The sequence below is a fragment of the Microvirga yunnanensis genome (genome assembly GCF_025460875.1).
Window position 1 is genome coordinate 12,153 of the sequence record NZ_JAMXFI010000034.1, and the last position, 25,327, is coordinate 37,479.

The following is a 25,327-nucleotide window of genomic DNA, read 5'->3' on the forward strand; positions in this document are numbered from 1 at the left end:
AGGACGACATGGTGAGGGTGACGTTCGAACGTTCGGTACTGACGGTCCTGATCGCGCTTGGCCTGCTCTCGTCGGCCGGAGCCCAGGACGTCGGTACCCCGTCCCGGGAGCAGATCGAGAAAGCGCTGCCGAAGCCGCCATACTCCCCTTATGCCAACCGTGACTTTCCCACGCGGCCGTTCTTCGGTGACACCCATCTCCACACGGCGTTCTCCTTCGACGCGGGCGCCTTCGGGGCGCGGTTGACGCCGCGGGCCGCCTATCGCTTCGCCCGGGGCGAGCAGGTGACGGCCTCCTCCGGCCAACCGGTGAAGCTCTCCCGCCCGCTCGACTTCCTCGTGGTCTCCGACCATTCCGACAACATGGGGTTCTTCCCGGACCTGTTCGCCGGCAAGCCTGAGGTGCTGGCCGATCCGACGGGCCGGCGCTGGTACGACATGATCCAGTCCGGCAAGGGTGCGGATGCGGCCGTCGAGATCATCACGGCCTTCTCGCATGGCGCCTTCCCGAAGGATCTCATGTACCGGCCCGGCACGCGGTCGTATCGTGGGGCTTGGCAGGAGACGATCGCGGCCGCCGAGCAGTACAACGAGCCGGGCCGCTTCACCGCCTTTATCGGCTATGAGTGGACGTCGAACACCGGCGGCAACAACCTGCACCGCAACGTGATCTTCCGCGACAGCGGCGATCGGGCGAGCCAAGTTGAGCCATTCACGGTGTATCCGCCCGGGAGCGACAACCCGACGGAACTGTGGAAGTGGATGGAGGCCTACCAGGACAAGACCGGCGGCAGCGTGCTGGCCATCGCGCACAACGGAAATCTCAGCAACGGCCTCATGTTCCCCACCATCGAGACCTTCGGCAAGAAGATCGACCGCGGCTATGCCGAGACACGGGCCAAATGGGAGCGGCTTTATGAGGCCACGCAGACCAAGGGCGACGGCGAGACCCATCCGTTCCTGTCGCCCAACGACGAATTCGCCAACTTTGAGCGCTGGGACTTCGGCAATCTCGACGGCAGTGTCGCGAAGACCAAGGAGATGCTGGAGTTCGAATACGCCCGCTCGGCCCTGAAGAACGGCCTCAAGCTCGGGCAGACTCTCGGCGTCAATCCCTACAAGTTCGGTCTCATCGGCAGCAGCGATGCGCACACGGGCCTCTCCGCCCTGGAGGAGGAAAACTTCTTCGGTAAGACAACACCGCAGGAGCCGAGCCCCGAGCGCATGCGCGCCACCTTCTTCGATAACCCGCAGACCCACATCAAGGTGATGGACTGGCAGGTCTCCTCCTCAGGCTATGCCGCCGTGTGGGCGAAGGAGAACACCCGCGCCGCCCTGTGGGACGCGATGCAACGCCGGGAGACCTACGGCACGACCGGACCGCGGATGATCGTGCGCTTCTTCGGGGGCTGGAACTTCGTCCCGCAGGACGCGGAGAGCCGCCTGCCCGCCTATACCGGCTACACCAAGGGCGTGCCGATGGGCGGCGAACTGCGGGCGGCGCCGCAGGGCAAGTCACCCACCTTCCTGGTGGGCGCGCTGAAGGATCCGCTCGGGGCGAACCTCGACCGCTACCAGGTCGTGAAAGGGTGGCTCGCGAAGGACGGCCAGCTCGAAGAGAAGGTCTATGACGTCGCCTGGGCCGATCCCGAGCGGCGCAAGCCCGGCGCGGACGGGAAGCTGTCGCCGGTCGGCAGCACGGTCGACGAGGCGAACGCCACCTGGACCAACACGATTGGCGCACCCGAGCTGGCGACGGTCTGGACGGACCCGGACTTTGACTCCAGCCAGCCCGCCTTCTACTACGGCCGCGTAATCGAGATCCCGACGCCGCGCTGGACCGCCTACGACGCGAAGCGGTTCGGGGTGCAGCCCTTGCCGGGTACGCCGATGACCATCACCGAGCGCGCCTATACTTCCCCCATCTGGTACACACCAGAATGACAGGACGGCATGGTGGATCCGGGCGGCGGGCAAGGACAGGGTCGCATCTGCACAGGGTTCCCATGGTGATTGCTCCAATCCCGTCCACTGATACAGGGAATTACGGTCAATTCAGGATATCGGTACGCCTCCACTGGCGGCAGCCACCCCGCCTGCGACGAGAGCCAAGCCGATGATGGTTGAGAGACGCTGGCCCAGAGGAAGCACTTTCTCGGCGAAGACCAGCAAAGTCAGCAGCAGCATCCAGGCCAGGTTCATAACACCTGCCGCCACTAGGATCCCGAACAGAGCCCAGCAGCAGCCGAGGCAGTATAGGCCATGCTGGGCTCCCATCCGGAGAGCGCCGCCCTGCCCCTCACGCCAGTGGAGTGTCACGAAGGCCAGCGGCGAACGGCAGTGACGCAGGCATAGGCGCTTGAGCGGTGTGAATTGATAGGACCCAGCAACGATCAGGGTGCCCCCCAAGGCAAGAGGTGCCCAATCATCACCCCTGCTGGCCGGGTGGGAAGCCATATCATGGCCCCATTGAACGAAGGGGTAGACGACCAGACCGGCGGCCAGCCAGACCAGCAGATAGCCTGCAATAAAGATCCAAGTGGGGACGAGGATCGCCCGGTCCCGCCGCGCCTGGGCTTGAGCGAAGGTCAGGATCATCGGCGCAGCGGCAGGCAGCATCATCGCGGCCATCATGACGGTCCAGGCAATGATGAAGGCGGCTGCTCCCCCAACCGATAGCCCAGCAGCGGGCGTTCCGGCCATGACCATTCCATCCATATTGGCGGAGGGTTGGTTGCCAGCATCGGCCATGCCAGCTGGCGCACTCATCGTGAGCGCCTGATACAGGGTCAGCCCCCAGGCACCGGTTGTCAGAACAACCAAGGAAACGAGAAGCGACAGGCGCGCGTGCCTGAGAAGGGCCGTCACATTCTGACCAGGGATGGGCTCTGCCCGATTTACGTCTTGGCCCGCCACACCAGTCTCCGTGCGGCTAGGTCGGAGCGGGCCCGGACCAGTCAAACGGAATGTGCTTGCTCGAACGACTTTCGCCCGTCCATTGGAAGCCAAAGCCCTCCGTGCGCACTTCGGTTGATCGGCCCCAGGTGGCGACCTGCCCGGGCCCCACCTCCGAGCCGGGCGGATTGAGCGTCTGGACGCGCTGCCCTGGTGGCGTGGTCGGCCCGGTCAGGGCCTCTGCCCGCCCCACGACCTTGTCCGGGATCTCGGCCCGCCAGGAGGCCAAATCATTGGCAACCTCAAACCTGATCGGGACGAACTCGATGCCTCGCAATTCACCGATGTTGGCGGCAAAGCTCGCAGGCCATCCGCCTGCCTGGCCCGAAAAGATCGTTTGTAGTGCCTGGCGCTGCTTCTCGTCGGCTCTCTCGTCGATGAACATCCCCATGACGAACTTCGCCTCTCCGGCCCACAGATTGCCCTCGAAGGCCCCGAGGGCGAGCAGGTTCAGATCATTGAGACGGACGGTGCCGAAATGGCCGGCCCGAATATGCCAGGCGAGCATGCCTTGGCAGGCGTTGTTGGTCGGGGCCTGAGCGAATTCGCACGGACAGGGAATATCGCAGCTGCAGATGTCGAACCAGTCGCCGGCAAGATGCCAGTCAGGGATGGTGCTCATGAAACATCCCTCCTCGTCGAGCGCATAATACTCCCACGAGAGGCGAATGTCAGGTACAGCAGCGAAAGCTATCTCCCGAAAGGCCGTCATCCTTCCGCTTCTGGAGCGAGTCCACTCAGAGCTTAACAGAGAGAATTGCACGGTGCCGTGGCGGAGACCGGCGTTCGATCACACTCCGTCCCCGCTTAAAGCGATGGTCCTGGGAGGGCTTGAACTTCTGCTCCAGCACGGTGCCGCTTCATGTCACGAAAGCAGTCATTGGGTCGATGATGGTGCACACTTCCGTAGTCCTACTCGCAGGAAAGCCGCTCAACCGGGCATGCTCAAGGATCGAGGCCTCACTGTCGGCCAGATAGATGCAGAAGGTCTTGTCAGCCGTGATGTACGAGTGCTCCCAGTGAATTTTTCCGTAAAGCTCCGCTGCGGCTTCGCACGAGAGCGCGGCAACCTGCTTGAATTGCTCGCGGCTCATAGTTCCGACGCCTGGAATGTCACGTTCAATCACGTAGCGTTTCATGGGATGGAGCATGGTCCTATCCAACATACGGGGTGTGACAAGGGTGATGATTGTGCCGAGCGGGCATCACCCCAGCGTCTGTAATGCCCGACCCGTTTCTCAATGCAACGCACCTTCTTCAGCATGCGCTGCATTAGCAGCATGTCGCTTTGGGCAGGTATGAAATCGTTCCGGCCGTCCGTATCATCGATCATCTGGAGGCGGCTTTCGCTGCCCTGCTGGCGAGCCACGGCGAAAGGCGCATATCTGGGATCGGTGGCGAATGCTTTGACTGCATCCTCCGAGGGGAACTCCAGCAGCGCGATGAAGGTGGTGTCCAGTGGCTTACCCTCCAGCGTCTTCACGTTGCCACTGCGCGCCAGATACTTGCCCCCATGACTGTGCACGAGTTCGTGCACTGAAGCGCCGTATGCGGGCACCCATTGATCATTGGTGACCTTGATGTCTGCGATCACATAAACTGACATGTCCTGTCTCCTGTGGTTGGTCGGCGGATCCGGAGCTCGATTGCAAAGGATCGCTGATGAGAAGATCTTAGGACTGGACATCCGCAGGCATCAGGTCGAGTTTGGTCAAAAGCGGTCCTTTTGTGCCACGATTGGAACCGAGAATGACCGAAGCCGAGGTGAAAACCGTCGAGGCTCTGATTGTCGCGCTGCCGGAGTCCGCCGGGTCTGCGATTTACGGTCTGATCGATGTCTTCGCCTCGACGGGCACCCTGTGGCGAGAGTTCGTCGGGGAGGAGCCAGGCCATCGGCTGATCCGGCCAAGGATCGTCTCGCTGTCGCGAGCTCCCTTCCTGTGTGGAAACGGCATTCCGGTGAAACCCGAGCTGACGATGGATGAGTCGTCCAAGGCGGACGTAATTGTCGTTCCGGAGCTATGGCTTGCTCGCGACGATGACTTGAAGCAGCGCTATGCCAGAGTGAAGGAATGGCTGCGCGAGCGGTATCATGCCGGCTGTACAATCTACTCAGCGTGCTCGGGCGCCATCCTCCTGGCGGGCGCCGGCCTGCTCAACGGCAAGTCGGCGACATGTCATTGGGGCTATGCCGATCTCTTCCGGCGCAGTTTCCCGGATGTTCACTTTATCCCTGAGCCCACCATCGTGTTTGCGGATCAAAGCGGGCGGATTGTCACCGCGGGCGGGGCGACCTCCTGGCATGACTTGGCCATTCACGTCATTTCGCGCCACTGCAGTCCGGGAGAAGCTTTACACACCGCTAAGGTATATCTGCTGCAATGGCATGGCGAAGGGCAATTGCCGTACGCGAGCCTTGTCCGGCGTCAGGCCCACGCCGACTCGGTTGTCCGTGAAGCTGAAGACTGGCTGCGCCAGCATTTCCGTGAGCCTCATGCGGTAACCGGCGTCGTGGCCGCGTGCGGAGTTCCTGAACGCAGTCTCAAGCGCCGCTTCACGAATGCGACTGGATCGACGGTCATTGGCTATGTGCAGAATCTGCGGATTGAGGAAGCCAAGCGGCTTCTTGAAACCAGCGACCGGTCATCGGATGATATTGCTCCGGCTGTCGGATACGAGAACCCGGCGTTCTTCCGCAAGCTGTTCAAGCGCAGCACAGGCCTGACCACCGGGCAGTATCGCCGCATGTTTAGCCCGATCTCCGACGCGGGTTAGATTGGGGCCAGAAGAAGAGCTGCTCCTGTTGACACAATTAGATAGAACAGAGCGGCAGTCTTTCAGAAAAGGTCTGCAGAATGACCATTTGTCGTGAAGCAAGATGATCCTCCCATCAATCAGGTACCTGTGTGAGGGTATCGCATTTACCTGCTTTCTCCCCCACCACACTTGCGCCGACATGACTAGCTTGACTCCCAGCACGGATCCCGGAGCGTTCGGATCTCGTGCGAAACGGGCCCTCGCATCGAGCGGAATGCGGACGGCGGATCAGCACGAAGACCACGGGCGCAGTGCCGTTGATCGCGATCAATGCGTCCAAGGCGGCTCTAGCTATTCTCCACGTTCAGCTGATCTTGCGTCCTGGCTCCACGCTGCCATCGGGATGCCATCAAAGGGGTCGAAAGATGGAGCCTGAGGTCGCTTCCGCAACAACCACGGAGGAAGCCATGACCACCCGCCTTGAGCATCTGCCCCCCAGGAGCGAGGCCGGTTCGCTCCCCTGCTATCCGCCAGACCTCCTGCCCCAGCTCCAGTCGCTCCTCGCGGCTCTGGCCGACATCGACTTTGCCCACGAGAGGGAATTGGAGACGATCCGGAGCCGCCCGTGCGACGGCGGCCTCAAGCACGCGCTGACCGACCAGCTCCAGGAGCATCATGAGAAGCGGCGTGCTCCATTGGCCCATGAGCTCGAGAGCTTGCAGGAACGTATTGCGGCGATCTTCCGCTGAGTCCAAGCCCGGCAGGGCTGTCGGGAGGTTACGCCATGACGGACCCGTTGGTCGCCCGGCTTCAGCTGTTCGAGCCGCTTTCGGAGGTGGAGATTGAGGCGCTGACCTCTCTGACCGAGCGAGTCATCGCTTATGACAAGCACCGCGATCTGCTGCAGCAGGGAGATTCCCTGAACCACCTCTACCTGATGCGCCAGGGCTGGGCCTGCCGCTATACCATCCTTCCCGGCGGCAAGCGCCAGATCATCAGCTTCGTCATTCCCGGCGACCTGTGCAACGACCATGTCCTGCTGTTCCACCGCATGGAGCACAGCATCGCGACGCTGACGCCGTGCGAGCTCGGCGTGATCTCCCCTCACCGGTTCCTACAGGTGCTCGCGGCCCACCCGCGGATCACCCGCGGCCTGTACTGGAGTGGCTTCGTCATGGAAGCCGTGCTGCGGGAGCGGATTGTCTCGCTTGGACGACGCACCGCGACCCAGCGGATTGCCCACCTGTTCTGCGAGTTGCTGCTGCGCCTGCGGGCTGCGGGCTTGGCACATGACCACAGCTTCGACCTGCCGTTGACCCAGCTCGACATCGCCGACACGCTCGGGCTCAACCACGTCCACGTCAATCGGGTGATCCGGACCATGCGCAAACTTGGCCTGATCAGGCTGAAACGGCACGTGCTCGAGATCCCCAACTGGGACGACCTGACAGCCCTGGGCGAATTCGACCCTCGGCACTTGAACGGGTTCGTGGGTCATACCGATCAGGCAACCGCTCCTCGGGACCGCCTGCCGTAGCCTTCGTTCCGCAACCGATCGGTTGCCCGGCCGGATTGGGCCCATCCGCTCTCAGCGGGAGGACCGGGAATGGGGCCGAGCGGTGGATGGGTTTGTCGGCGACCCTGGCTGGGGCTTTTGGGCAGGATCGGGGCGGTCCTTCAGTATGGCCATGTCCCGCTCGACCGTATCCGGAATGCGCCGGGCAAAGCCGGCGATCGGCAGTTTCAGCATGGTGTCTCCTGGCTCATGTCCGCAGCGATCGGTCCAAACGCCGGCACGCACCCAAAAAGGCGGGAGGCTGCCTGGCAACCTCCCGCAGGTCGGAGGAACAACGTGCCCTTGCAAACCGCCGAAGACCATTGTCTCCATGCGCTCGCAGGCACATCAATCAAATCAATTGCAAGAAGTTCCGCTGCAACTCGAATATTCAAGCACTTCCGACTGATAGTTAACCCAGGTTAAAAATATCATTACTGTGTGTCTGAAGTAATAAGCATATGCTGCTTTCATAGTATTTTGCTCTGCACTGGGAACGCTTTCCGGCAATTTTCATTGGAATCACGAACCCATGAACGTGCTGTGCGGAACAAGGCCTCCCGATCCGGGTGACGGGCGGCGCTGGCCGCTTGCGTGCAGGTCCGTCAACACTCCGCTAAGCATTGCCCGGGTACTCTCGTCATAGACGAGCCAGGCCACGCGGTGCCCGATATGCATTTCGACGGACCGCAGGCTCAGCAAGACAGGGGGGCTGACAGCGAGCCGCGAGGATCGTTTGCATGTTGTACCTGTTGCATGATGCGTCGCGTCTGATGTTGGCTCCCGCCCGCGCCGTGGCGGATCTCACGAGGCTGGCCTGCGAGCACCCGCTCAATCCGGTGGCGTACACCTCCAGCGGCCGCACCCTTGTGGCCTCCTGCGAGTTGTTCGAGCGCACCACCCGGGCCTATTCGAAGCCGGCCTTCAATCTTCCCGCCTCGGAACGGGTTGTCTGGCAGCGGCCCTTCTGCCGGGTAATTGCCTTCGGCGAGCCGACGAACAAGCCGAAGCTGCTGATCGCCGCTCCCATGTCGGGCCACTTCGCGACCCTGTTGCGGGGCACGGTGGCGGCCTTCCTCGACAGTCATCAGGTGTTCATCACCGACTGGAGCGACGCCAGGGACGTGCCGCTCGCGGATGGGCCGTTCGATCTTTCCGATTACATCGACTACTGCACCGCGATGTTCGAGGCTCTGGGACCGGACCTGCACGTGATGGCGGTCTGCCAGCCGGCCGTGCCGGTTCTGGCGGCCCTCGCCCTGATGGAGGCCGAGGATCATCCGCTCGTGCCATGCTCAGTGACCTTGCTGGGCGGGCCCGTCGATACCCGCCGGGCCCCGACCGCTGTCAATGTCTTTGCCGAGGAGCGCGATCTTGCCTGGTTCCGGCGCCACTGCATCCACCCGGTTCCTGACCGGTATCCGGGCTGGCAGCGCCAAGTCTACCCCGGTTTCCTACAGCTGTGCGGATTCATGGCCATGAATCCCGACCGGCATCTCACGGCCCATTGGGAGATGTTCAACCATTTGGTCGAGGGCGATGGCGACTCGGCCGAAAAGCACCGCGCCTTCTACGATGAGTATCTCGCCGTCATGGATCTGAGCGCCGAGTTCTATTTGCAGACCCTGGAGGCGGTGTTCCAGCACCATCTCCTACCCCGGGGGTTGCTGCGGCACCGCGGTCAGAGGGTGGATCTGGCGGCGATCCGGCGTTGCGCCCTGATGACGGTCGAGGGCGAGCGGGATGACATCGTCGGTTGCGGTCAGACCAGTGCCGCCCTTGATCTTGCATCAAGCCTGCCGGCCCATAAAAAGGAGCGTCACGTCCAAGCCGGGGTCGGGCACTACGGCGTCTTCAACGGCTCGCGTTTCCGGGCCGAGGTCGCCCCGCGCGTCAGGGCTTTCATGGCCCGCAACGCAGCAGCCGCAGGACACGGGTTGCGCCGTCCGGACCGAACCCTTCGTCTTGTGCATGGATGAACCGCCATGGACGGCACGATCGAGGCAGATGACCGAACCGTATCACCTACCAAGGGCGACAATGTCTCGGGTGAACTCCTTGTGGTTCTAAGATCAGCCCTCCGGGCCGGCTATGAAGGCATCTTTTGTGAGGATATCCCGCCGGCGCTCAAGGGTCTTGTCGAAGACTTGGAACAGCAGGAGCGGGAGGCGATGCACGCCAGCCTGCGCTAGCTGGCGCCCTGACAGAGGCAGGACGGCCGCCAGACGGGGACGGAGATGCCACTGTACCATCTGCATTTGCGGACGGAATCCACCATCCAGGGAGATCCGGAGGGCATGGACCTGCCGGGCTTTGACGCAGCGCGGATCGAAGCCTTGGGCACTTGCCGGGAGCTTTGGGGTATTTCACCGAAGGCCCGTTGGGAACGGTCCTCGCAGGAGTGATCCGCCGGCCCCCCTGTCACGATCCGTTACAATCCTGGCACACACGCGCACAAAGCCGAGGTACGGCCGTGACACTCGCCTGCTTTGCTGAGGGCAGCGATGAACCGTGTGGAGCTCTCCGAATGTATGCCTCCCATCTCGTTCCCTCCCCTGAACAAGCCATCCTGGTGGGATCCGGACGGCCGCTTCCACCCGGCTACATCCACCTGGGGGTCGCCAAGGAGATCGCCCCGACCCTGCGCGACTTCGGCATCGATCCCGATCCGCTGATCCGCGAGGCGGGGCTCGACCCACGCCTGTTCGCCGACAGCACGAACGTCATCCCGCACGCCGCCTTGGGCCGGCTGCTCACCCTGAGCGTGGCCCGCACCCACTGCCCGCATTTCGGCCTGCTGGTCGGCCAGCGGGCGACAATCCTATCGCTGGGGCTGGTTGGGCGTCTGATGCAGCAGTCGGAGACAGTAGGTGACGCCCTGCGGGCATTGGTGGCGAACCTGAGTATCCAGAACCGGGGCGCCGTGCCGTCGCTGACCATCAGCGGTGACACGGCCCTGTTCACGTTCGCAGTCTACCAATCCGAGGGCGGGAGCGTGGGCCAGATCTCGGACGGATCCCTCGCCGTCACGGTCAACGCCCTGCGGGCTCTGTGCGGGGCCGACTGGAACCCGACCGAGGTGTTCCTGCCCCGGGCCACTCCCACGGATTCCGAGCCATACCGGCGCCATTTCCGCTGCCCGGTCCGGTTCAATCAGGAGAGCGCCATCATGATCTTTCCGGCCAGCGATCTGGAGCGTCGGATTGCCGGAGCCGATCCCATGATGCGGGACGTGCTGGAGGAGCGAATTCGGCAGATGAAGGGCGCCCAGGGCTCCCAGTTCTCTGACGACATCCGGCGCCTGCTGCGCAGCCGGCTGACGAGCACCCGCTGTTCAGCCGAGGATATTGCCGCGTTGCTGGCGATGCACCGCCGTACCCTGAGCCGCCGCCTGAAGGGTAGCGGCATGGGCTACCGGAGCATCGCCAATGAGATCCGCTTTGAGATTGCTCGGCAGCTGCTGGAGGACACCGAGGTGCCGCTTGGTGAAATCGCCGCGGCGCTGGGCTATTCGGAGGCCAGCGCCTTCACCCGGGCCTTCCGGCGCTGGGCTGGCCAGACGCCCACCGCTTGGCGGACCGGCAGCCGTCCCGGGGCGGCGCAGGCGACCCATGGGTCGACAAGCCAAAGCGTCCTGGCCGGGATTGTTGACGCATGGCATGGCCCCGTACCGTCAAACCGGGTCAGCGAACAGGGACTGGCATTGTGAGGATAAGATCTATGCCCAGATATTTCTTCAATGTCGTCCTGAATGGCCAGCCGACTGTCGATCCGGAGGGTCAGCGTTTCCGGGACGAAGGTGCCGCTCGCGCACATGCCCGCCACCTTACCATGCTGCTGGCGGACCGCTGCTACGATCCGATGCACAGTTTCGTGGCCGTGAGCGGGCTAGATGGCCGCTTGGCGTTCAAGGTGCCGTTTCGGGAAAGCGGATCCCAGATCTGAGGGCTGGACTGGAGCTTCCCGATCCGACTGTTCAAAAGACTTTGAAAGGCGAGCCGCCGAGCGGGATGAGGGCAATCTTCCGGCCTCTGTTCCACAGTTCGACGGCGTTGCCGCTGGCGTGTTCCTTGGCATTGCGGATCGCCTCCTCGTCGGACTGACAGGTCAAATCATGAGCCCTCAGGATCCCTCCATCGGGACCAAGGACATAGGCGCGGTTGACCGTCCGGCTGGCGAGCGGCGCGTTCATGGCGAACCTCGACCACACAACCATCACGGGGCGCGGGTTCGGCGCGTGCAAGCAGAGTTTTACCCCATGTTAATGCGGGATGCCAGTCGCCAGATTGTCCCCGCAAGTTTGGACGGGCTCGGGTATTGATGCCGGTTTTCATCGTTGCGGCAGGATAGATGTTCATTCTCTTGACCGGCGCATCGTTTGGTCCGGCCCCGAAGGGCCGTGTCAGCAAGAACCGGATCCTCTCTTCCGCACGATGCGCTAGAAGTATCGCCGCCGCGCTTCTGCAGCCCTCCCCCGTGCGGCCTCGTTCTGGGCCAGCGCAAGAACGGACAGAACAACTGCAAGCACCAGCGGCAGCGTGATCAGGGCTGTGGCTATCATCGAAGTCTCTCCTGAAGGGATTCTCGGTTGGTTACCGCGTGGCCATCATGATTGACACGGCGACGCCGACGATCAGGGGAACGCCGGAGGACGAGCGCGTGCACGGTGGACGAGCGTCAGCAGCGGCAAAGGGCGATGGGCCAGTGTGATGATGCGATTTTGCATGGCCTTCCGGCGGCGCCAGGACGGCCCGCAGGAACGCCAAAGCCTCGTCATTGTCGTTGAGCGCGGATGAGTCGAAGGTGGGCATGATAAATCTCCGGTGGGCTGGGTCAGCGCTGGCGGAGGGACAGCCGGCTCCCACGCGCGGGATCGCCCTGGTCATTGAAGGCTGTCGTACTTGGCGCCCGGCGGACGGCCTCGTCCGCGCGTGCCTGGAGCGCGCCCGTGATGAAGACGAGCCCGGTGGCGAAGTTCGCTGTCCCCAAGAGGACGAGGAGCAAGAGCGCTCCTCGCACGCTGGCGCTCAGAAGGGAAAGGAGGACGGTCATGGCAGGCCCTCGCTCTTGGTTAACGAGAGCATAAGAACCTGCCTGTGTTACCTCCGAACGGCACAGCTGTGAAATCTTGTGCCTCTTCGTGACGGTTCGTAACAGCCCAAGCTGGAATATTGTTGTGATCGGCTCCCTTCAGGAGGGCGGTCCACCCTGCCCTGTTGGGTAAACCGTCGGTTTGAGAACGTCCCGGAGGGTTCGTGCAAGCTCCAACATGCTGTAGGGCTTCTTCAGCCACCCGGCCTCGGTCGCCTGCCCCCGCCGCACCACGTCCGGCTCCGCGTAGCCCGAGGTGAACAGCACCTTGATCCCGGGCCGTTGCGCCCGCACGGCCTCGGCCAGATCGGCTCCGGTCATGTCGCCCGGCATTACCATGTCGGTGAACAGAAGGTCGATCTGCGGGTGCTGGTCGAGCAGCCCCAGCGCCGCCGGACCGTTGGCTGCCTCCAACGCGCGGTAGCCCAGGTCTTGCAGGCGGGCCATGGTCATCCGCCGCACTCGCGGCTCGTCCTCGACCAGCAGCACAGTCTCGCCCTGTCCGCGGAAGGCTTCCACCGGGCTCTCGGGCGGGCGAACCTCCGGCTTTTCCCCTTCAACCACCACCCGCGGCAGATACATGCGGATGGTCGTGCCGTGGTCCGGCTCGCTGTAGATCATCACATGGCCGCCCGATTGCTTGACGAATCCATAGACCATCGACAGCCCGAGCCCGCTGCCGGCTCCAGCCTCCTTGGTGGTGAAGAACGGCTCGAAGGCCCGCTCCTGCACCTCCCGGGGCATGCCCGTGCCGGTGTCGGTTACCGCGATCAGCACATAGCGCCCGGCCCGCACCTCCGGGTGCATGCGGGCGTAGTCCACATCGAGTTCTGCGTTCTCGGCCGTGATGGTCAGCCGGCCGCCGCCGAGCATGGCATCGCGGGCGTTGATCGCCAGGTTCAGGATCGCGCTCTGCAGCTGGCTCGGGTCGATCATCACCTTCCACAGGTCATTGTCGGAGCGGCTTCGGACCCGCACCGTCTCGCCCAGAGTGCGTCGCAGCAGTGGCGTCATCTCGCCGAGCAGATCCCCGACATCGGTTAGCTTGGGCTGCAGCGGCTGCCGGCGCCCGAAGGCGAGCAGCCGCTCGGTCAGCCGGGCACCGTGCTCCGCCGTCTCACGGGCCTCCTTCGCCAGTTCCAGCTGGCGCTCGTCGGCAAGCCGCATCTCCAGCATCTCGAGGTTGCCGAGGATGACGGTGAGCAAATTGTTGAAGTCGTGGGCTATCCCACCCGTGAGCTGGCCCACGGCTTCCATCTTCTGGGCCTGCCGCAGCTCCTGCTCGATCTTCTGGTGGGCGGTCAGGTCGCGGATGAAGCCGGTGAACAGATGCTGTCCGCCCACCGTTACCTCGCCTACCGCGAGCTCCATGGAGAAGATGCTGCCGTCCTTACGCTGGCCGCTGACAACCCGGCCGATGCCGATGATGCGTTTCTCGCCCGTGCGCAGGTAACGCTCCAGATAGCCATCGTGCTCCTCACGGTACGGCGAGGGCATGAGCATGCTGACGTTTTGCCCAACCACCTCCTTAGCCTCGTAGCCGAACAGGGCCGCGGCCGAACGGCTGAAGGACTCGATGATGCCCTTCTCGCTTATCGTGATCAGGGCCTCTGGCACGGTGTCGAGAATGGAATGGAGCCGCGCCTCCCGCTCGTGGAGAATGGCCTCCGAGCGCTTGCGGGCCGTAATGTCCACCGCAGCGGCAATGGCTCCGACCACGGCGCCGGTCCGATCTCGCAGGGGCGAGGCATTGTACAGAAGGTTCACGCTCCGCCCGTCCTCGAAGCGGACCGCCCATTCCTCGTTGCGAACCTCCAGCCCATGGAGAGCACGGCGGAGCGGGGCCTGATCCGGCGAGACCTCCACGTCATCCCGGAAGATGCGACGAGGCGACAGTGTTTGGGCCGGTCCATCCGACGCGTTGAAGACAAGGGGCAGGTCGAGCAACTCGGAGGCGAGCCGGTTGGCCTTTACCTCCCGCAGGTCCGGATCATACGTGAACCACACCGCCACAGGCGCGGTTTCGATCAGGGCTTCCCACTCCGTCGTTCGGGCCCGGAGGGCCGCCTCGGTTTCTTTGCGCTCTGACAGGTCGAGAACGAAAACCGCAAAGGCATGACCATTATCCACGGCTGCCAATCTCAGAAGTACCGGGATCCGCTCGCCGTTGCGGAAATACTCCTTCTCGTACATACCCGAGATGCCACGGGCACGGGCCTCGGCAATCGCCCGCTCGTCGGCGGCCAGCCACTCAGGTGGGGTGATCTCGTCCCAGCGCACATGACCCGACAGAAGATCGTCCTGAGTGCGCCCGATCAGGTCGAGATAAGCCTTGTTGGCTTCGATCACCCGGCCATCGGCATCCGACAGGATGGCCCCGATCGGAATAGCCTCCAGCACCGTGCGCAGCCGGTCCTCACTCGCCCTCTGCACCTCTTCAGCCTGCTTGCGCCCGCTGATGTCCTCGACAATGGAGAGCCGGTAGTCGTGCCCCGGACTGTCGGTAGCCCGGGATGAGGTCACGCGAACCCAGATCGGTGTGCCGTCCTTGCGCAGATAGCGCTTCTCGAGCCGATAGCTGGGGATCTCCCCGGCGATGAGCTGCGCGGAGAGCGCCCGCACCCGAGGCAGGTCCTCGGGATGGATGATCTCGTCAAAGCTGCGTCCGATCAGCTCATCCTTGCCGTAGCCGAGCATGGCGCACACGGCATCATTGACATCGAGAAGTCGGCCGTCGGAATCCACCAGTTCAATGCCGACGGCCGCTTGGTCGAAAACTAACTGGAACCGGTCTACGTGGCGCCTCCCGGGCCACGAACCATCAGTCGGATCACTCAGCCTTCCGGGTAAAGCCGACGAAGACTGCTCTTTGCCATCCTGGCGCATGCGACCTGATCCCTGGCAGCTCCCGAGCCTCTCGGGGCGGAAACGGAAATCGCCTCCGGTTCCTGAATGGATCACCGGAGGCTGAACAAGTGAGCCCTGCGGGGGCGGTCTTGGTCAAGGCGCGGGCACGACAACCGCTTCGCCGCCGGTCTGCCAGTGATCCTTCAATGGCTCCAGACAACGGGCAGAGGCAGAATGAGACCGCAATTGGCCCGCCGGTCGATGACTTTGATCAATCCTCCCGTGGAGCCATCCGGCCGAGGCGTGGGCGGGGGCACCAAATCGGCGGATCTCGATAGGGGCTCCGGCGGCGACAGCACCGATGATCTGGAACAGGTGGAAGCCGTTCAACCGAGTGCCGCACTCAGCCGCGGTTGGTTCGAAGCCACGCGGAAGCACGTCATCCTGGCGCAGGGTGCCGGCGTATTCCCAGGTGGATCCATCCAGGAAGGCTGGAACTGGGCGGTCCTCCGGCACAGCACAGCCCAGATCCGGGGTCAGCTTGCGCCGGAACAGGTTGTAAGTGGGCGAGAAGGTCAGCCTGACTTTTTCTTCGGTAACAGCTTGCCACGTCATGACTCTCTCCCCTTATCAGTTGTTGACTGTGTTGAAGGCGGACGGAGCGAGGCACGCTCCGAATTGATGGCCTTGCGCCTCTGGCGCATGACTCGATCCATTAGTTCGGCCACACGGCAGGACGTTGGACAGCAGTGGGCCGTTCCGAGAGCGCTCTGTCATCAACCTCGCCCGCGAGATCCTGCAGACTGCTCATCCGACGTAGGACCAGCATGTGGCGTCCCTCCGGGGCGATTAGCCCATCCCGCTTGAACTTCGACAGGACGCGGCAGACGGTCTCAACGGTCAGGCCGAGATAATCGGCGATGTCCTGGCGGGTCATCGGCAGCTCGACGACCACCGGCCTCTTCAGGTTGGCCCCGGTGCGGCAGGTGGCCGAGACCAGAAAGTGAGCGACCCGCTCCTCGGCCCCCAGTTGTCCCAGCACGACAATATGCTGCTGGGCGGCACTCATTTCCTCGAAGATCCTCGTCATGAGAAGCGCTCGCAACTGTTCGGCTCCCTCTCCCATCGCGTTAAGGCGGGCGCGGCTGAGCCGACGCAGCCGCACGGGCGTGATCGCCTCGGCGGTGTAGCGGTAGGTGCCCTGGCAGGAGAGCCCGAGCAGCTCACCGGCGAAGACGAAGCCCATGATCGCCCGCCGACCATCGGGCAGGATGCGGTAGAGTCGCAGGCACCCCTCAGCCATCTGGAAGATATTGGAAACCATGTCACCCTCCCAAAACAAGGCCTCGCCGACGGCCAGCTTGTCCATTGGCTGGTGGGCGAACAGACAGTCCAGGGTCATGGCCTCTGAAGGCAGATCGAATGGCGGAAGGGTTGCGCGGTCGGCCGAGAGAACAAGATGAGAGGCGTACATGGGAGGCTCCGGTCAGGATCGCTGTTGTCCCGACTAGAGCAGGCCGATGTCACAGACGTACCTTGGCTATGTCTTATTGTGTGCCCATTCGTAACAGATCGTAACAAAGGCTTGCAGGTCAGTCGGGCAGCGCCAATCAGCTCGACCGTGGCAAATCAGAGGGAGTTCCCAAGCGTGGCGGCTTCGGCGATAAGAGAAGCAGTCCAGACCCAATCCCCCATGGACGTTTGGCAAGATGACGGACGCGCCGCACATCCTGATCGTCGATGACGACGCCAAAATCCGGCAGATGCTCACCCGCTATCTGACCGATGAAGGTTTCCAGGTCAGTTCGGCCGAGAACGGTGCAGCCATGGGCGAGTGTCTCGCTCGCACGCATATCGACCTCGTTCTCTTGGATCTCGTCCTGCCGGGTGAGGACGGGCTGCAGCTCGCCCGTGCGATCAGGACGCGGCCAGGCTCCGGGCCCATCGGGATCATCATGTTGACTGGCCGGTCCGACATGGTGGACATGGTGGTCGGTCTGGAGGTCGGAGCGGACGATTACATTGCCAAGCCCTTCCACCTACGGGAGGTTCTCGCCCGGATCAAGAGCGTCCTGCGCCGACTGCGGCCGACTGCGCCAGCGGAGCTGCTCTCGAGGCCCCAGGCCGACAATGATGACGTGATCCGGTTCGAGGGCTGGCAGCTCGACCTCGGCCGGCGGGAACTGAAGGCGCCGGACGGTTCGGAGATCGGGCTCACCACGGGCGAGTTCGACCTCCTCGTGACCTTGGCGACGCATCCGGGCCGGGTACTCAATCGCGACCAATTAATGGACCTGACACGGGGCCGCCAGTGGGAGGCCGTTGACCGCTCGATTGATGCCCAAGTGGCACGGCTGCGGCGCAAGATCGAGCCGGATCCCAAGCATCCGACGTTGGTGAAGTCCGTCCGCGGCGTAGGGTACGTGTTCACCGCCCGCATCCGATAAACCAAGTCCCATGTTAGCCGCGAAGGCTCCAGTGGATGCGCTTCCGGCTGTCCAAGTGCAAGGCGGAAATCCTGTACTTAGTGATGGAGGGGCACCCAACGAGGTGATCGTCTGCCGGCTGGTTGCCGCCCCCACAACAGTGAAGGCTCGCATGTCTGCACGCCTGCGGGGATGGGGACAATCGTTGGCGTCGCCGCCTCCACCCGTAGGCGGGTTGCGACCACATCTTCTGCGGCGCTGGCTGCGGCTCAGGCCGACCAAGGTCCCAACCGGCGCTGGTCGCCCAGCAGCCGATGGCATGCAGCAGCCAGCCTCATCGCGACATGAGGTTGCGCGCGAGCGCCACCGCCGCGGCATCAAGGGATTCCCCCCGTGCGGTCGGCATCAGGTTCCCGGCCTGGATCATGAGCTCACTCATGACGTGGAGGATCCGCTCGTTGGATTCGGCCACGCCTGCAGCGTCGAAGTCCTTGCGGATCTTGCTGAGCACGTCGCTGCGCTCGGGATTGACCGCGTCCCTGGCAAGGGCGTCCGAGTAGGCTTCCGCGTCGCCGCCGCTGAGCCCCAACTTCTCGGCGGCCCACCGCCCGAGGAGCTTGTTTCGGAGGATGGTCCTTTCCACGTCCTTGGAGTTGCTCATTCGAAGTTCTCCGATTGCCGTTGTTGAATGTCCCTTCGGGTGATCGGGCTCCGCGGCCGAGCGGATTGCGTCGTCGGACGAGATCCAGGTCGGGACCATGGTATGCCGGCGACAGAGGCGACAGCCTGATCGCCCGATCAACGGTCGCGGAGAAATTCGTTCAGCTTCGACCTTGCCCTGGGCAGCGGACGATCTCACCTGTGCGGCTTGACGGCCCGACTTACCCGCGGCCGAGCCGTTGTCGGGTTGGTCTTCGTCGGGTTCCTGCCTAACCGCGTGAGCGCCCAAGTCCGTCAGCCCCACCGGACGAACCGACTGTGCATCCAGGACGACCATTCGCCCGCTACTCGGCAGGTGCCGGAGGCGTGACGCCCGTGACCTGAGCCGAGGGCTCCTCGCTGAGCCAGCGATAGAGCACGCCGCCGACGGCTCCGCCGATCAGCGGTGCGACCCAGAACAGCCAAAGCTGCGCCAGCGCCCAGCCGCCGGCGAAGAGGGCCGGACCGGTGCTGCGGGCCGGGTTCACGGAGGTGTTGGTGATCGGAATGCCAACGAGGTGGATCAGCGTCAGGCCGAGGCCGATGGCGATCGGGGCGAACCCGACGGGCGCCTTGCCGTGGGTGGATCCCATGATGATGAACAGGAACATCATGGTGAGAAGCACCTCCGCCACGAAGCCGGAGATCATGCTGTACTGGCCCGGCGAGTGAGCGCCGTAGCCGTTGGCGGCAAAGCCCTTCGCCACGTCGAAGGTGGGGGAACCCGTGGCAATGGCGTAAAGGGCTGCGGCTGCGATGACCGCTCCCACCACCTGCGAGACGACGTAGGGCAGGATGTCCTGTCTCGGGAAACGTCCACCTGCCGCCAAGCCGACCGTCACCGCCGGGTTGAGGTGACAGCCCGAGATGTGGCCGATGGCATAGGCCATCGTCAGCACGCTGAGGCCGAAGGCAAACGAGACGCCAAGCAACCCGATGCCCACTTCCGGGAAGGCGGCCGCGATGACGGCGCTGCCACAGCCGGCGAAGGTGAGCCAGAAGGTGCCGATACCTTCGGCAACACACTTATGGATGTTGTGGGTGTTGTGCAGGTCCATGTGATCCTCCCTGGAGTTGCGCAAAACCATTCGGGTACTGGAGCGACGTCGACAAGGCTGTCGATCAGAGGGGGCCGTCGGAGGCCCAGGTGCGACATGGGAATCGCCGTTGCTTTTGGCGCCGGGATTTGCATCGCTCTGGCAGAGTACAGGCGGGCGCGACCCTGATGCGTATTTGTGGAGTTGAAGGAGCCGGCCTTGTCCGTCGTCCTCCTCAAATCCATCGAGCATCAACCGCCTACAGACTTACGATAGGCTTGCCGAGACATGGCGCTTGACCAGACGGGACAATCCCTTGACAGTTTCAGCCGCCAACACGGTCACATCAGATTGCTACAGGCCTGCGCCGGGCGATCACACGGTTCGCGGCACACGAGTCAATCAGTTCTCGGACGAACACCACCACCATATCGCAGTTGCGGATGTGCCCACTGTCTGCCCGGAGGTGCTCATCGCCAAGATGTCAGGGCACATGAGCACAGCGTCGCGATACCGACGCTATGGCCGCCCGCCGGCGTAGGCGGTCCAGCACCAGGATAGCCCATAGGCGATCAGATCGGCAGAGACAAACAGGCCGATCACCCACAGGCCCGACAGCGGCCACTGCGCCAGCATCGACAGGCCGAGCAGGGCCGACCCGACGGCGAGGATGAGACCAAGTCCGCGCGAGCGCCGGCCCTCGCGGGCGAGCATCCAAGCCGCGCGGACCGCACCGGAGGCTACCAGCAGGATCCCGAGCACCAGGGTCAGAGCTAGGCCTGTCCCGGTGGGCTGGAAGATGGCATACAGTCCAGCCGCGATGTAGAGCAGCCCGAGCAGGAGCCGCAGGAGTCGTGACGTCCAACCGTCGGCTGCCGCGGCGACCGCAATTGCCTCGGCCGTCTGGACAATGCCAGCGACGATCAGAAGGAGGCCGTACCAAGCGAGACCGACCGCGATGAACGCGATGGTGATATACAGGCCGATGCCGCCCAGCACGAGAGCGAGGAGGCCCACCCCGAGCAGCCATCCCCAGACAGGGCTGACTGTCGGCGTTGCAGCATGAGCGTGCAGGTCTGTGGCCATGACATGGCTCCGTCGCCCGAGACGGCTTTGATCCTATCACAAACGTCGCGGATGCTCACTTAGGCCGATGAGGAAAGCGAGCCTGGCCGGGCCTCTCACCACCAAGTCGCTGGATGCAATGATGCCAAACGGACATTGGTTGCGACAGGGCACGACGGGTGTCAGGCCTCGTGCCAGTCATGTCGGGCGCTACCACGCCCCCGCCTGCCTTCCGAAAGGAGCATAAGTCCACAAATGCCAAGCGCCGGTCCCGAATGATCAAGCAGGACCGGCCCACCCGCTCATCTTGTGTTTCGCAAAGGCCGTCTGTCCCCACTCCCGCCTGGCCTTTGTAACCTCAGCCCCATCCAGCACGCTGCGGATGGGACTGGCCTTTTTCTGTCCGGCGGGGAGCGGATGGGAGACCAGTTTGGCGAGCAGAGACCGCAGCGCCGCGGGGGAGAAACGTCCGTGAAGCCGTTCCGGAACGTAGCGAGGCTCACTTGCGGCCTGCGGCTGTCCCTTGCCGACCCGACGGTCCATGGACTGCTGACGCTGACCTTCACCTGGTGATTGTCGCCTCGCTCTTCTACGCCGTGGAGGGCTGGGACTTGCTGGATTCGGCTCACTTCGCTGTGGTCACCATCGCCACCATTGGCGACGGCGATCCCGTGCCGAGGACAGCGGCGGGCAAGCTCTTCACCACGGCCTAGTGATCTGCGCCACCGGCATTTTCGTTGCCGCCGCCGGTGCGTTGGACGAGCACATCACCGACCGGGTCCGCCGGGACTGAACTGCATCCCATTACCCGGCGCCGCTGGCTCAAACTGCCAAGGATTTGTCCCCTTCGGTCAAGCGGGATGCCCAGGCCCGCCTTAGAGTGATTTCATGGCCCCTTCCTGACCCCTGGGGCGGCAATCCGAGCCGGGAGCGTGCGTCTGGCAGAGGACATCGAGGACCGAGGTCGTGTGGAGGGAGACCACGATGCGAAACCAGGGACTTGCCGGTGCCATCGGACTTAGCCTGGGCTTTGCCGCATTCGCTGTAGGCTCGGCCGCCATGGCTCAAGGAGGCCTTTCGGCCTATCAGGGCGCCTGGCTGTCCGGCAGGGATTGTGCCGAAATCTACGCGTCCGCAGGGAAAGGAACCGCGTTCAAGAAGCCGGTCGACATCTTCGCGCCCGCCTTCATCGTCTCCGGAAGCCGCCTGAGGACGCCCCAGGCCTCGTGCCGCATCAAATCGGTCAAGCCGAGCGGCGACCGTCAGCTTCTGGTTCTCGATTGCGCCAACGCCGTATCGGGCAGCGAAGTGCAGGTTCTCATGGCCCCGCAACCGGACGGCTCACTCAAGCGCTACTTCAATGCCCAAGACACGACGGGAACCCAATACCAGCGCTGCTCCCGATGAGCCCCGGGAACGGCGGCTTTCGCAGACACGTCTGGGGCAGTAGCCTCGATGATCACGGTGCGGGATGAGGATCTTCAGAGACTTTGGCGAAATCAAAGCGGCGGTTGGGGTGGAGGTCGGGGTCAGCGACTGGGTCGAGGTCTCCCAGGAGCGGATCGATCAGTTCGCCCTGGCTAGGGGCAACGACCAGTGGATCCATGTCGACGTCGAACGGGCACAGCGTGAACTGCCCGGCGGCGCCACCATCGCCCATGGCCTGCTCACGCTCAGCTTCGCACCGGTGTTTGTTCGCTCCGTCATGCGCCTGGATGGGGTGGAGAACACCCTGAATTACGGAGCGAACCGCATCCGCTATCTGGCGCCGGTGCCGGCGGGCTCGCGTCTGCGTGGCCGGGTTACCATTGCGGCTACGGAGGACGCGCCGCGCAACGGCTTGCGGATCACTTACGGTGTGACGATTCAGATTGAGAACCACGAGCGTCCGGCCTGCATGGCCGAGCTCATCGCGGTGCATTACCGATGAATGCAGCTGCACGGCGAAAAGAAGCATCGAAGAGACAGGGGGTGGCACGAAGTCTTTGGAGGCTGTCATGAAGAAACTCGCAACACTCGCCGCGGCCGCCCTGATCCTGACCGGCAGCGTCGGGACGGCAAACGCCCAATACTGGCGGGGTGGATACTACGGCGGGTACTACCGCCACGGCGGCTGGGGCGGCGGTGGCGCCGTCGCTGCCGGGCTGATCGGCGGGGCGATCCTCGGCGGTTTAATCACCGCGGCGGCCACGGCCCCCGCTTATGGCTACGGCTATGGGTACGGCTACCCGGCCTACGGTTATGGCTATGGCTATCCTGCCTATGGCCCGTGGCCGGGCTACTATTACCCGCGCCCCGCCTACTACTATCCGCGGCCGGTCTACTACGCTCCGCGCTACTACCCACGCCCTGTCTATTACGGGCCGCGTTATTATCCCCGGCGCGTCTACTACGGTCCGCGTTACTATGGGGCCCGCTATTATGGGGGATACCGGGGCTACTACGGCCCGCGCTACGTCGGGCCCCGGGTGGCCTACCGTCGGTACTATTGAGGATGCCCGCGTGCCGGAGCCTAGGTCGCCCGACCTTCAGTCGGTGTCGGACGGAGGCCTCTTGAGTTCGAGCCGGGAGATCAGGAGGCTGTCGTGCAGGCGAGAGATTACGCGGTGAGCGAGAACCTGCGTGACGGGCGCCCGGTGGAAATCCGCGCTCTCAAGCCTGAGGACCGGGCTGGCCTGCTCGCTGCCGTCGGCCGGAGCAGCGACCAGTCCCTCTACCGGCGCTTCTTCGCCTTAAAGCGTGGCTTCACGGACCAGGAGGTCGACTTCTACGTCGATGTCGACTTCGTGAGCCATGTCGCCCTCGTCGCGGAACTGGAGGAGGATGGACAGAAAGTGATCATCGGCGGGGCGCGCTACATCATAGGGCCCCCCGGTCAAGCCGAGATCGCCTTCGCGGTCGACGATGCCCACCAGGGCAAGGGCATCGGCGCGGCTCTGCTGCGCCATCTTGTGGCCCTGGCCCGCAACGCCGGGCTCTGTGAGCTGACCGCCGATGTCCTGCCTGACAACACCGCGATGCTGAAGGTGTTCGGGACCAGCGGGCTCGCGACCACGATGCGGCGGAAGCCGGACGCCACCCATGTCATGCTTCAGCTCTCATGAACCCTATGCCTGAGGCGCCACGGCATGGGAAGCGGACTGCCCCGGCTCCTTGACATGGGCTCCAAGGCCTTGCCGAGTTTGCGGATCACGAAGGTGACAGGAGTCAATACCGCCAGCCCTGCCGCGGTCCGCACTGCGGTGGCCGCGCCCGCGGTCATCTGGATGATCCTGTCGCCTAACCCGATCCGACAGTAGCCGAAAAAGATCAGGGTTGGATTTCGTTTGCGAGCGGACGACCCGCCGCGAACTCCGACACACTGACAAGGGTCGTCTCCAGAATTGTTCCCAAAGCCTCGCGCGTGAAGAATGCCTGATGGCCCGTGACGATCACATTCGGGAACGACACGAGACGCTGGATTACATCGTCCGGAATAATGGTGCTCGACAAATCCTTGAAGAAGAGCCCAGCCTCCTGTTCGTAAACATCAATCGCAATGCCGCCGAGTTGACCGGACTTGAGCGCCTCAATCGCCGCCTCCGTGTCGACAAGGCCTCCTCGGCTCGTGTTGATCAGGAGCGCGCCTCTCTTCAAGCGCGAAAGGGTGCCTGCATTGACGATGTGGTACGTCTCCGGCGTCAACGGGCAATGCAGAGAAATGACGTCGGCACCTTCGATCCCCTCGGCATCAACGTACCGGCCGCCGATCTCTTCGAATTCAGCTGAACGTTGGACATCGAAGCCAATGACGGAACAGCCGAAGCCGATCATGATCCGGGCAAAGATCCTGCCGATCTTGCCGGTGCCGATCACGGCAACCGTCCGGCCGACGAGATCGAACCCCATCAGACCGTCGAGCGAGAAGTTGCCTTCGCGTGTCCTGTTATAGGCCCGCGGGATCTTCCGGTTGAGGGCGAGAAGTAAGGCGACTGCGAATTCAGCCACAGAGTTCGGGGAGTAGTTGGTCACCCGTACAACTCTTATACCAACTTCCTTCGCCGCAGGCACGTCGATCTGGTTGAAACCGGTAGAGCGCGTGGCGACAAACTTTGTCCCGCCGTCGGCGAGTTGCCGCAACACATGCCGGTTGACAACATCGTTGACGAACACGCTGACAGCCGGGAACCCCGCTGCCAAGGAAACCGTCTCGGGTCCAAGCAGCACATCGAAGTAGACGAGATCATGCCCGTAACGGACATTCGCCTCTTCAAACAGCGCGCGTTCGTAACGCTGAGCGCTGAAGATCGCAACTCGCATTTGGCCTCTCCCTGATTAAAGCCCTTGACTCCTCACTGACAGGCAGCGCAGCGATCAGTCGTCGCGGCGGCTGATCGCCAAAGGCGGCTCCGGCTCGCGTTCAGCGAAGGCCGATCTCCACGCCGCTCACGTTCGCGTTGAACTCCAGCCCAATGTTGCGGCCACGCAGGTCGAGAACGACGCCCCTGGCATTCTGCAGGCGGATTCCCGATGCGCCGCCGCCGACGGCGACGCTCCCGCCGACAGCCGAATAGGTGCCGACAATGTCGGTGGCACGACGCAGGTTGTAGGCCCGACCGACCAGGTCGGCCTTCGACGCCCCAATCGTCGCCCCAAGGCTTAAGCCGCCGACGCTCAGCGGGTACCGCCGCCCCTGAAAGACGAGTGTTCCCCTGCCGCCGCCGACGCCGACAATGAACCCCGCCTTGACGACCTCGATGCGAACCGTCCCGGTCGCGGCCCATCCCGGGATCAACAGCACCGGTGAAATCAACACTGCCAGGGCAACCAGACCACGCCGAAGCGCTTGTTGGAATGTGAGCATGGATCCCTCCCCCCTCTCGCGAGCGGAAACGAACTAAAACATGCCCCCAGAAC

The 25,327-nt window shown here is 63.5% G+C and carries 32 protein-coding genes; 15 read left to right on the top strand and 17 right to left on the bottom strand.

Features of this window, described 5'->3' with window-relative positions; genetic code table 11:
• Positions 1-8 precede the first annotated feature (8 nt).
• Entirely contained in the window at positions 9-1,943 is a 1,935-nt protein-coding gene (locus NF876_RS17830; protein WP_262265766.1) for a DUF3604 domain-containing protein, read from the top strand.
• A 111-nt stretch (positions 1,944-2,054) separates the two neighbouring features.
• Here the strand turns inward: NF876_RS17830 and NF876_RS17835 are convergent, their stop codons facing one another.
• The 4 genes from NF876_RS17835 to NF876_RS17850 form a co-directional block, all read right to left on the bottom strand.
• Positions 2,055-2,915, bottom strand: coding sequence for a DUF2182 domain-containing protein (locus NF876_RS17835; RefSeq protein WP_262270117.1), 861 nt, complete (start codon positions 2,913-2,915; stop codon positions 2,055-2,057).
• Positions 2,916-2,931: 16 nt separating this feature from the next.
• Positions 2,932-3,576 carry a DUF1326 domain-containing protein gene (locus NF876_RS17840; protein ID WP_262265764.1) on the bottom strand — a complete coding sequence of 215 codons (645 nt, stop codon included), beginning with the start codon at positions 3,574-3,576 and terminating at the stop codon, positions 2,932-2,934.
• A gap of 238 nt (positions 3,577-3,814) precedes the next feature.
• Positions 3,815-4,093 carry a DUF4242 domain-containing protein gene (locus tag NF876_RS17845; protein ID WP_262265763.1) on the bottom strand — a complete coding sequence of 93 codons (279 nt, stop codon included), beginning with the start codon at positions 4,091-4,093 and terminating at the stop codon, positions 3,815-3,817.
• Positions 4,090-4,560 (bottom strand): DUF1330 domain-containing protein, encoded by a 471-nt coding sequence (locus NF876_RS17850; protein WP_262265762.1) that lies wholly within the window; start codon positions 4,558-4,560, stop codon positions 4,090-4,092. The genes NF876_RS17845 and NF876_RS17850 overlap by 4 nt, the downstream gene beginning before the upstream one ends.
• Positions 4,561-4,703: 143 nt before the next feature.
• Here NF876_RS17850 and NF876_RS17855 point away from each other — a divergent pair, with 143 nt between their 5' ends.
• The 3 genes from NF876_RS17855 to NF876_RS17865 all read left to right on the top strand — a co-directional run bounded on the left by NF876_RS17855 (position 4,704) and on the right by NF876_RS17865 (position 7,248).
• Positions 4,704-5,729 (top strand): GlxA family transcriptional regulator, encoded by a 1,026-nt coding sequence (locus NF876_RS17855; RefSeq protein WP_262265761.1) that lies wholly within the window; start codon positions 4,704-4,706, stop codon positions 5,727-5,729.
• Between the two features lie 449 nt (positions 5,730-6,178).
• Positions 6,179-6,460, top strand: coding sequence for a hypothetical protein (locus NF876_RS17860; RefSeq protein ID WP_262265760.1), 282 nt, complete (start codon positions 6,179-6,181; stop codon positions 6,458-6,460).
• Between the two features lie 35 nt (positions 6,461-6,495).
• The gene (locus tag NF876_RS17865; RefSeq protein WP_262265759.1) at positions 6,496-7,248 is read left to right on the top strand and encodes a Crp/Fnr family transcriptional regulator; all 753 of its coding nucleotides are present in this window, start codon (positions 6,496-6,498) and stop codon (positions 7,246-7,248) included.
• 51 nt (positions 7,249-7,299) lie between these two features.
• Here NF876_RS17865 and NF876_RS17870 read toward each other — a convergent pair whose 3' ends face one another.
• The gene (locus NF876_RS17870) at positions 7,300-7,461 is read right to left on the bottom strand and encodes a hypothetical protein (protein ID WP_262265758.1); all 162 of its coding nucleotides are present in this window, start codon (positions 7,459-7,461) and stop codon (positions 7,300-7,302) included.
• A 545-nt stretch (positions 7,462-8,006) separates the two neighbouring features.
• Here NF876_RS17870 and NF876_RS17875 point away from each other — a divergent pair.
• The 5 genes from NF876_RS17875 to NF876_RS17890 all read left to right on the top strand — a co-directional run bounded on the left by NF876_RS17875 (position 8,007) and on the right by NF876_RS17890 (position 11,211).
• A complete protein-coding gene (locus NF876_RS17875) occupies positions 8,007-9,245 on the top strand; it encodes a polyhydroxyalkanoate depolymerase (RefSeq protein ID WP_262265757.1) in 1,239 nt (412 codons plus the stop codon).
• 6 nt (positions 9,246-9,251) lie between these two features.
• Positions 9,252-9,458, top strand: a complete 207-nt coding sequence (locus tag NF876_RS17880) for a hypothetical protein (RefSeq protein ID WP_262265756.1) — start codon at positions 9,252-9,254, stop codon at positions 9,456-9,458.
• A 45-nt stretch (positions 9,459-9,503) separates the two neighbouring features.
• Positions 9,504-9,671 carry a DUF6894 family protein gene (locus NF876_RS43475; RefSeq protein WP_373371170.1) on the top strand — a complete coding sequence of 56 codons (168 nt, stop codon included), beginning with the start codon at positions 9,504-9,506 and terminating at the stop codon, positions 9,669-9,671.
• A 122-nt stretch (positions 9,672-9,793) separates the two neighbouring features.
• Positions 9,794-10,975: an AraC family transcriptional regulator gene (locus NF876_RS17885; RefSeq protein ID WP_262265755.1), complete on the top strand. Its 1,182-nt coding sequence runs from the start codon at positions 9,794-9,796 to the stop codon at positions 10,973-10,975.
• Positions 10,976-10,986: 11 nt separating this feature from the next.
• Positions 10,987-11,211 carry a DUF6894 family protein gene (locus NF876_RS17890; RefSeq protein ID WP_262265754.1) on the top strand — a complete coding sequence of 75 codons (225 nt, stop codon included), beginning with the start codon at positions 10,987-10,989 and terminating at the stop codon, positions 11,209-11,211.
• A gap of 31 nt (positions 11,212-11,242) precedes the next feature.
• Here the strand turns inward: NF876_RS17890 and NF876_RS17895 are convergent, their stop codons facing one another.
• The 7 genes from NF876_RS17895 to NF876_RS17925 form a co-directional block, all read right to left on the bottom strand.
• Positions 11,243-11,458, bottom strand: a complete 216-nt coding sequence (locus tag NF876_RS17895; RefSeq protein ID WP_262265753.1) for a hypothetical protein — start codon at positions 11,456-11,458, stop codon at positions 11,243-11,245.
• Between the two features lie 246 nt (positions 11,459-11,704).
• A complete protein-coding gene (locus tag NF876_RS17900) occupies positions 11,705-11,827 on the bottom strand; it encodes a hypothetical protein (protein ID WP_262265752.1) in 123 nt (40 codons plus the stop codon).
• Positions 11,828-11,858: 31 nt separating this feature from the next.
• A complete protein-coding gene (locus tag NF876_RS17905) occupies positions 11,859-12,077 on the bottom strand; it encodes a hypothetical protein (RefSeq protein ID WP_262265751.1) in 219 nt (72 codons plus the stop codon).
• Between the two features lie 22 nt (positions 12,078-12,099).
• Positions 12,100-12,318, bottom strand: a complete 219-nt coding sequence (locus NF876_RS17910; RefSeq protein ID WP_262265750.1) for a hypothetical protein — start codon at positions 12,316-12,318, stop codon at positions 12,100-12,102.
• A gap of 138 nt (positions 12,319-12,456) precedes the next feature.
• On the bottom strand, positions 12,457-15,243 hold the full coding sequence (locus tag NF876_RS17915; protein WP_315974873.1) for a hybrid sensor histidine kinase/response regulator: 2,787 nt from the start codon (positions 15,241-15,243) through the stop codon (positions 12,457-12,459).
• Positions 15,244-15,357: 114 nt separating this feature from the next.
• Entirely contained in the window at positions 15,358-15,819 is a 462-nt protein-coding gene (locus NF876_RS17920; protein WP_262265749.1) for a hypothetical protein, read from the bottom strand.
• Positions 15,820-15,919: 100 nt separating this feature from the next.
• The gene (locus NF876_RS17925) at positions 15,920-16,678 is read right to left on the bottom strand and encodes a helix-turn-helix domain-containing protein (protein WP_262265748.1); all 759 of its coding nucleotides are present in this window, start codon (positions 16,676-16,678) and stop codon (positions 15,920-15,922) included.
• 235 nt (positions 16,679-16,913) lie between these two features.
• Between NF876_RS17925 and NF876_RS17930 the strand changes: the two genes are divergently transcribed.
• Positions 16,914-17,651, top strand: a complete 738-nt coding sequence (locus tag NF876_RS17930; RefSeq protein WP_262265747.1) for a response regulator — start codon at positions 16,914-16,916, stop codon at positions 17,649-17,651.
• Between the two features lie 313 nt (positions 17,652-17,964).
• Here the strand turns inward: NF876_RS17930 and NF876_RS17935 are convergent, their stop codons facing one another.
• The 3 genes from NF876_RS17935 to NF876_RS17945 all read right to left on the bottom strand — a co-directional run bounded on the left by NF876_RS17935 (position 17,965) and on the right by NF876_RS17945 (position 20,452).
• Entirely contained in the window at positions 17,965-18,291 is a 327-nt protein-coding gene (locus tag NF876_RS17935) for an ATPase inhibitor subunit zeta (RefSeq protein ID WP_262265746.1), read from the bottom strand.
• A 343-nt stretch (positions 18,292-18,634) separates the two neighbouring features.
• A complete protein-coding gene (gene aqpZ, locus NF876_RS17940) occupies positions 18,635-19,387 on the bottom strand; it encodes an aquaporin Z (RefSeq protein WP_262265745.1) in 753 nt (250 codons plus the stop codon).
• A gap of 498 nt (positions 19,388-19,885) precedes the next feature.
• On the bottom strand, positions 19,886-20,452 hold the full coding sequence (locus NF876_RS17945; RefSeq protein ID WP_262265744.1) for an HdeD family acid-resistance protein: 567 nt from the start codon (positions 20,450-20,452) through the stop codon (positions 19,886-19,888).
• A 590-nt stretch (positions 20,453-21,042) separates the two neighbouring features.
• Between NF876_RS17945 and NF876_RS17950 the strand changes: the two genes are divergently transcribed.
• The 5 genes from NF876_RS17950 to NF876_RS17970 all read left to right on the top strand — a co-directional run bounded on the left by NF876_RS17950 (position 21,043) and on the right by NF876_RS17970 (position 23,535).
• Complete coding sequence (locus NF876_RS17950; protein WP_262270118.1) at positions 21,043-21,144, top strand: ion channel; 102 nt, start codon at positions 21,043-21,045, stop codon at positions 21,142-21,144.
• A 271-nt stretch (positions 21,145-21,415) separates the two neighbouring features.
• On the top strand, positions 21,416-21,838 hold the full coding sequence (locus NF876_RS17955) for a hypothetical protein (RefSeq protein ID WP_373371169.1): 423 nt from the start codon (positions 21,416-21,418) through the stop codon (positions 21,836-21,838).
• Positions 21,839-21,902: 64 nt separating this feature from the next.
• Positions 21,903-22,361, top strand: a complete 459-nt coding sequence (locus tag NF876_RS17960) for a MaoC family dehydratase (protein ID WP_262265742.1) — start codon at positions 21,903-21,905, stop codon at positions 22,359-22,361.
• A gap of 67 nt (positions 22,362-22,428) precedes the next feature.
• A complete protein-coding gene (locus NF876_RS17965; protein ID WP_262265741.1) occupies positions 22,429-22,923 on the top strand; it encodes a hypothetical protein in 495 nt (164 codons plus the stop codon).
• 93 nt (positions 22,924-23,016) lie between these two features.
• Positions 23,017-23,535, top strand: coding sequence for a GNAT family N-acetyltransferase (locus tag NF876_RS17970; protein WP_262265740.1), 519 nt, complete (start codon positions 23,017-23,019; stop codon positions 23,533-23,535).
• 205 nt (positions 23,536-23,740) lie between these two features.
• On the opposite strand, the gene NF876_RS17975 is transcribed toward NF876_RS17970, so the two are convergent.
• Together NF876_RS17975 and NF876_RS17980 are read right to left on the bottom strand one after the other, a co-directional pair.
• Complete coding sequence (locus tag NF876_RS17975) at positions 23,741-24,730, bottom strand: 2-hydroxyacid dehydrogenase (RefSeq protein ID WP_262265739.1); 990 nt, start codon at positions 24,728-24,730, stop codon at positions 23,741-23,743.
• 100 nt (positions 24,731-24,830) lie between these two features.
• Entirely contained in the window at positions 24,831-25,274 is a 444-nt protein-coding gene (locus tag NF876_RS17980; RefSeq protein ID WP_262265738.1) for a lipid-binding SYLF domain-containing protein, read from the bottom strand.
• Between the last annotated feature and the right edge of the window lie 53 nt (positions 25,275-25,327).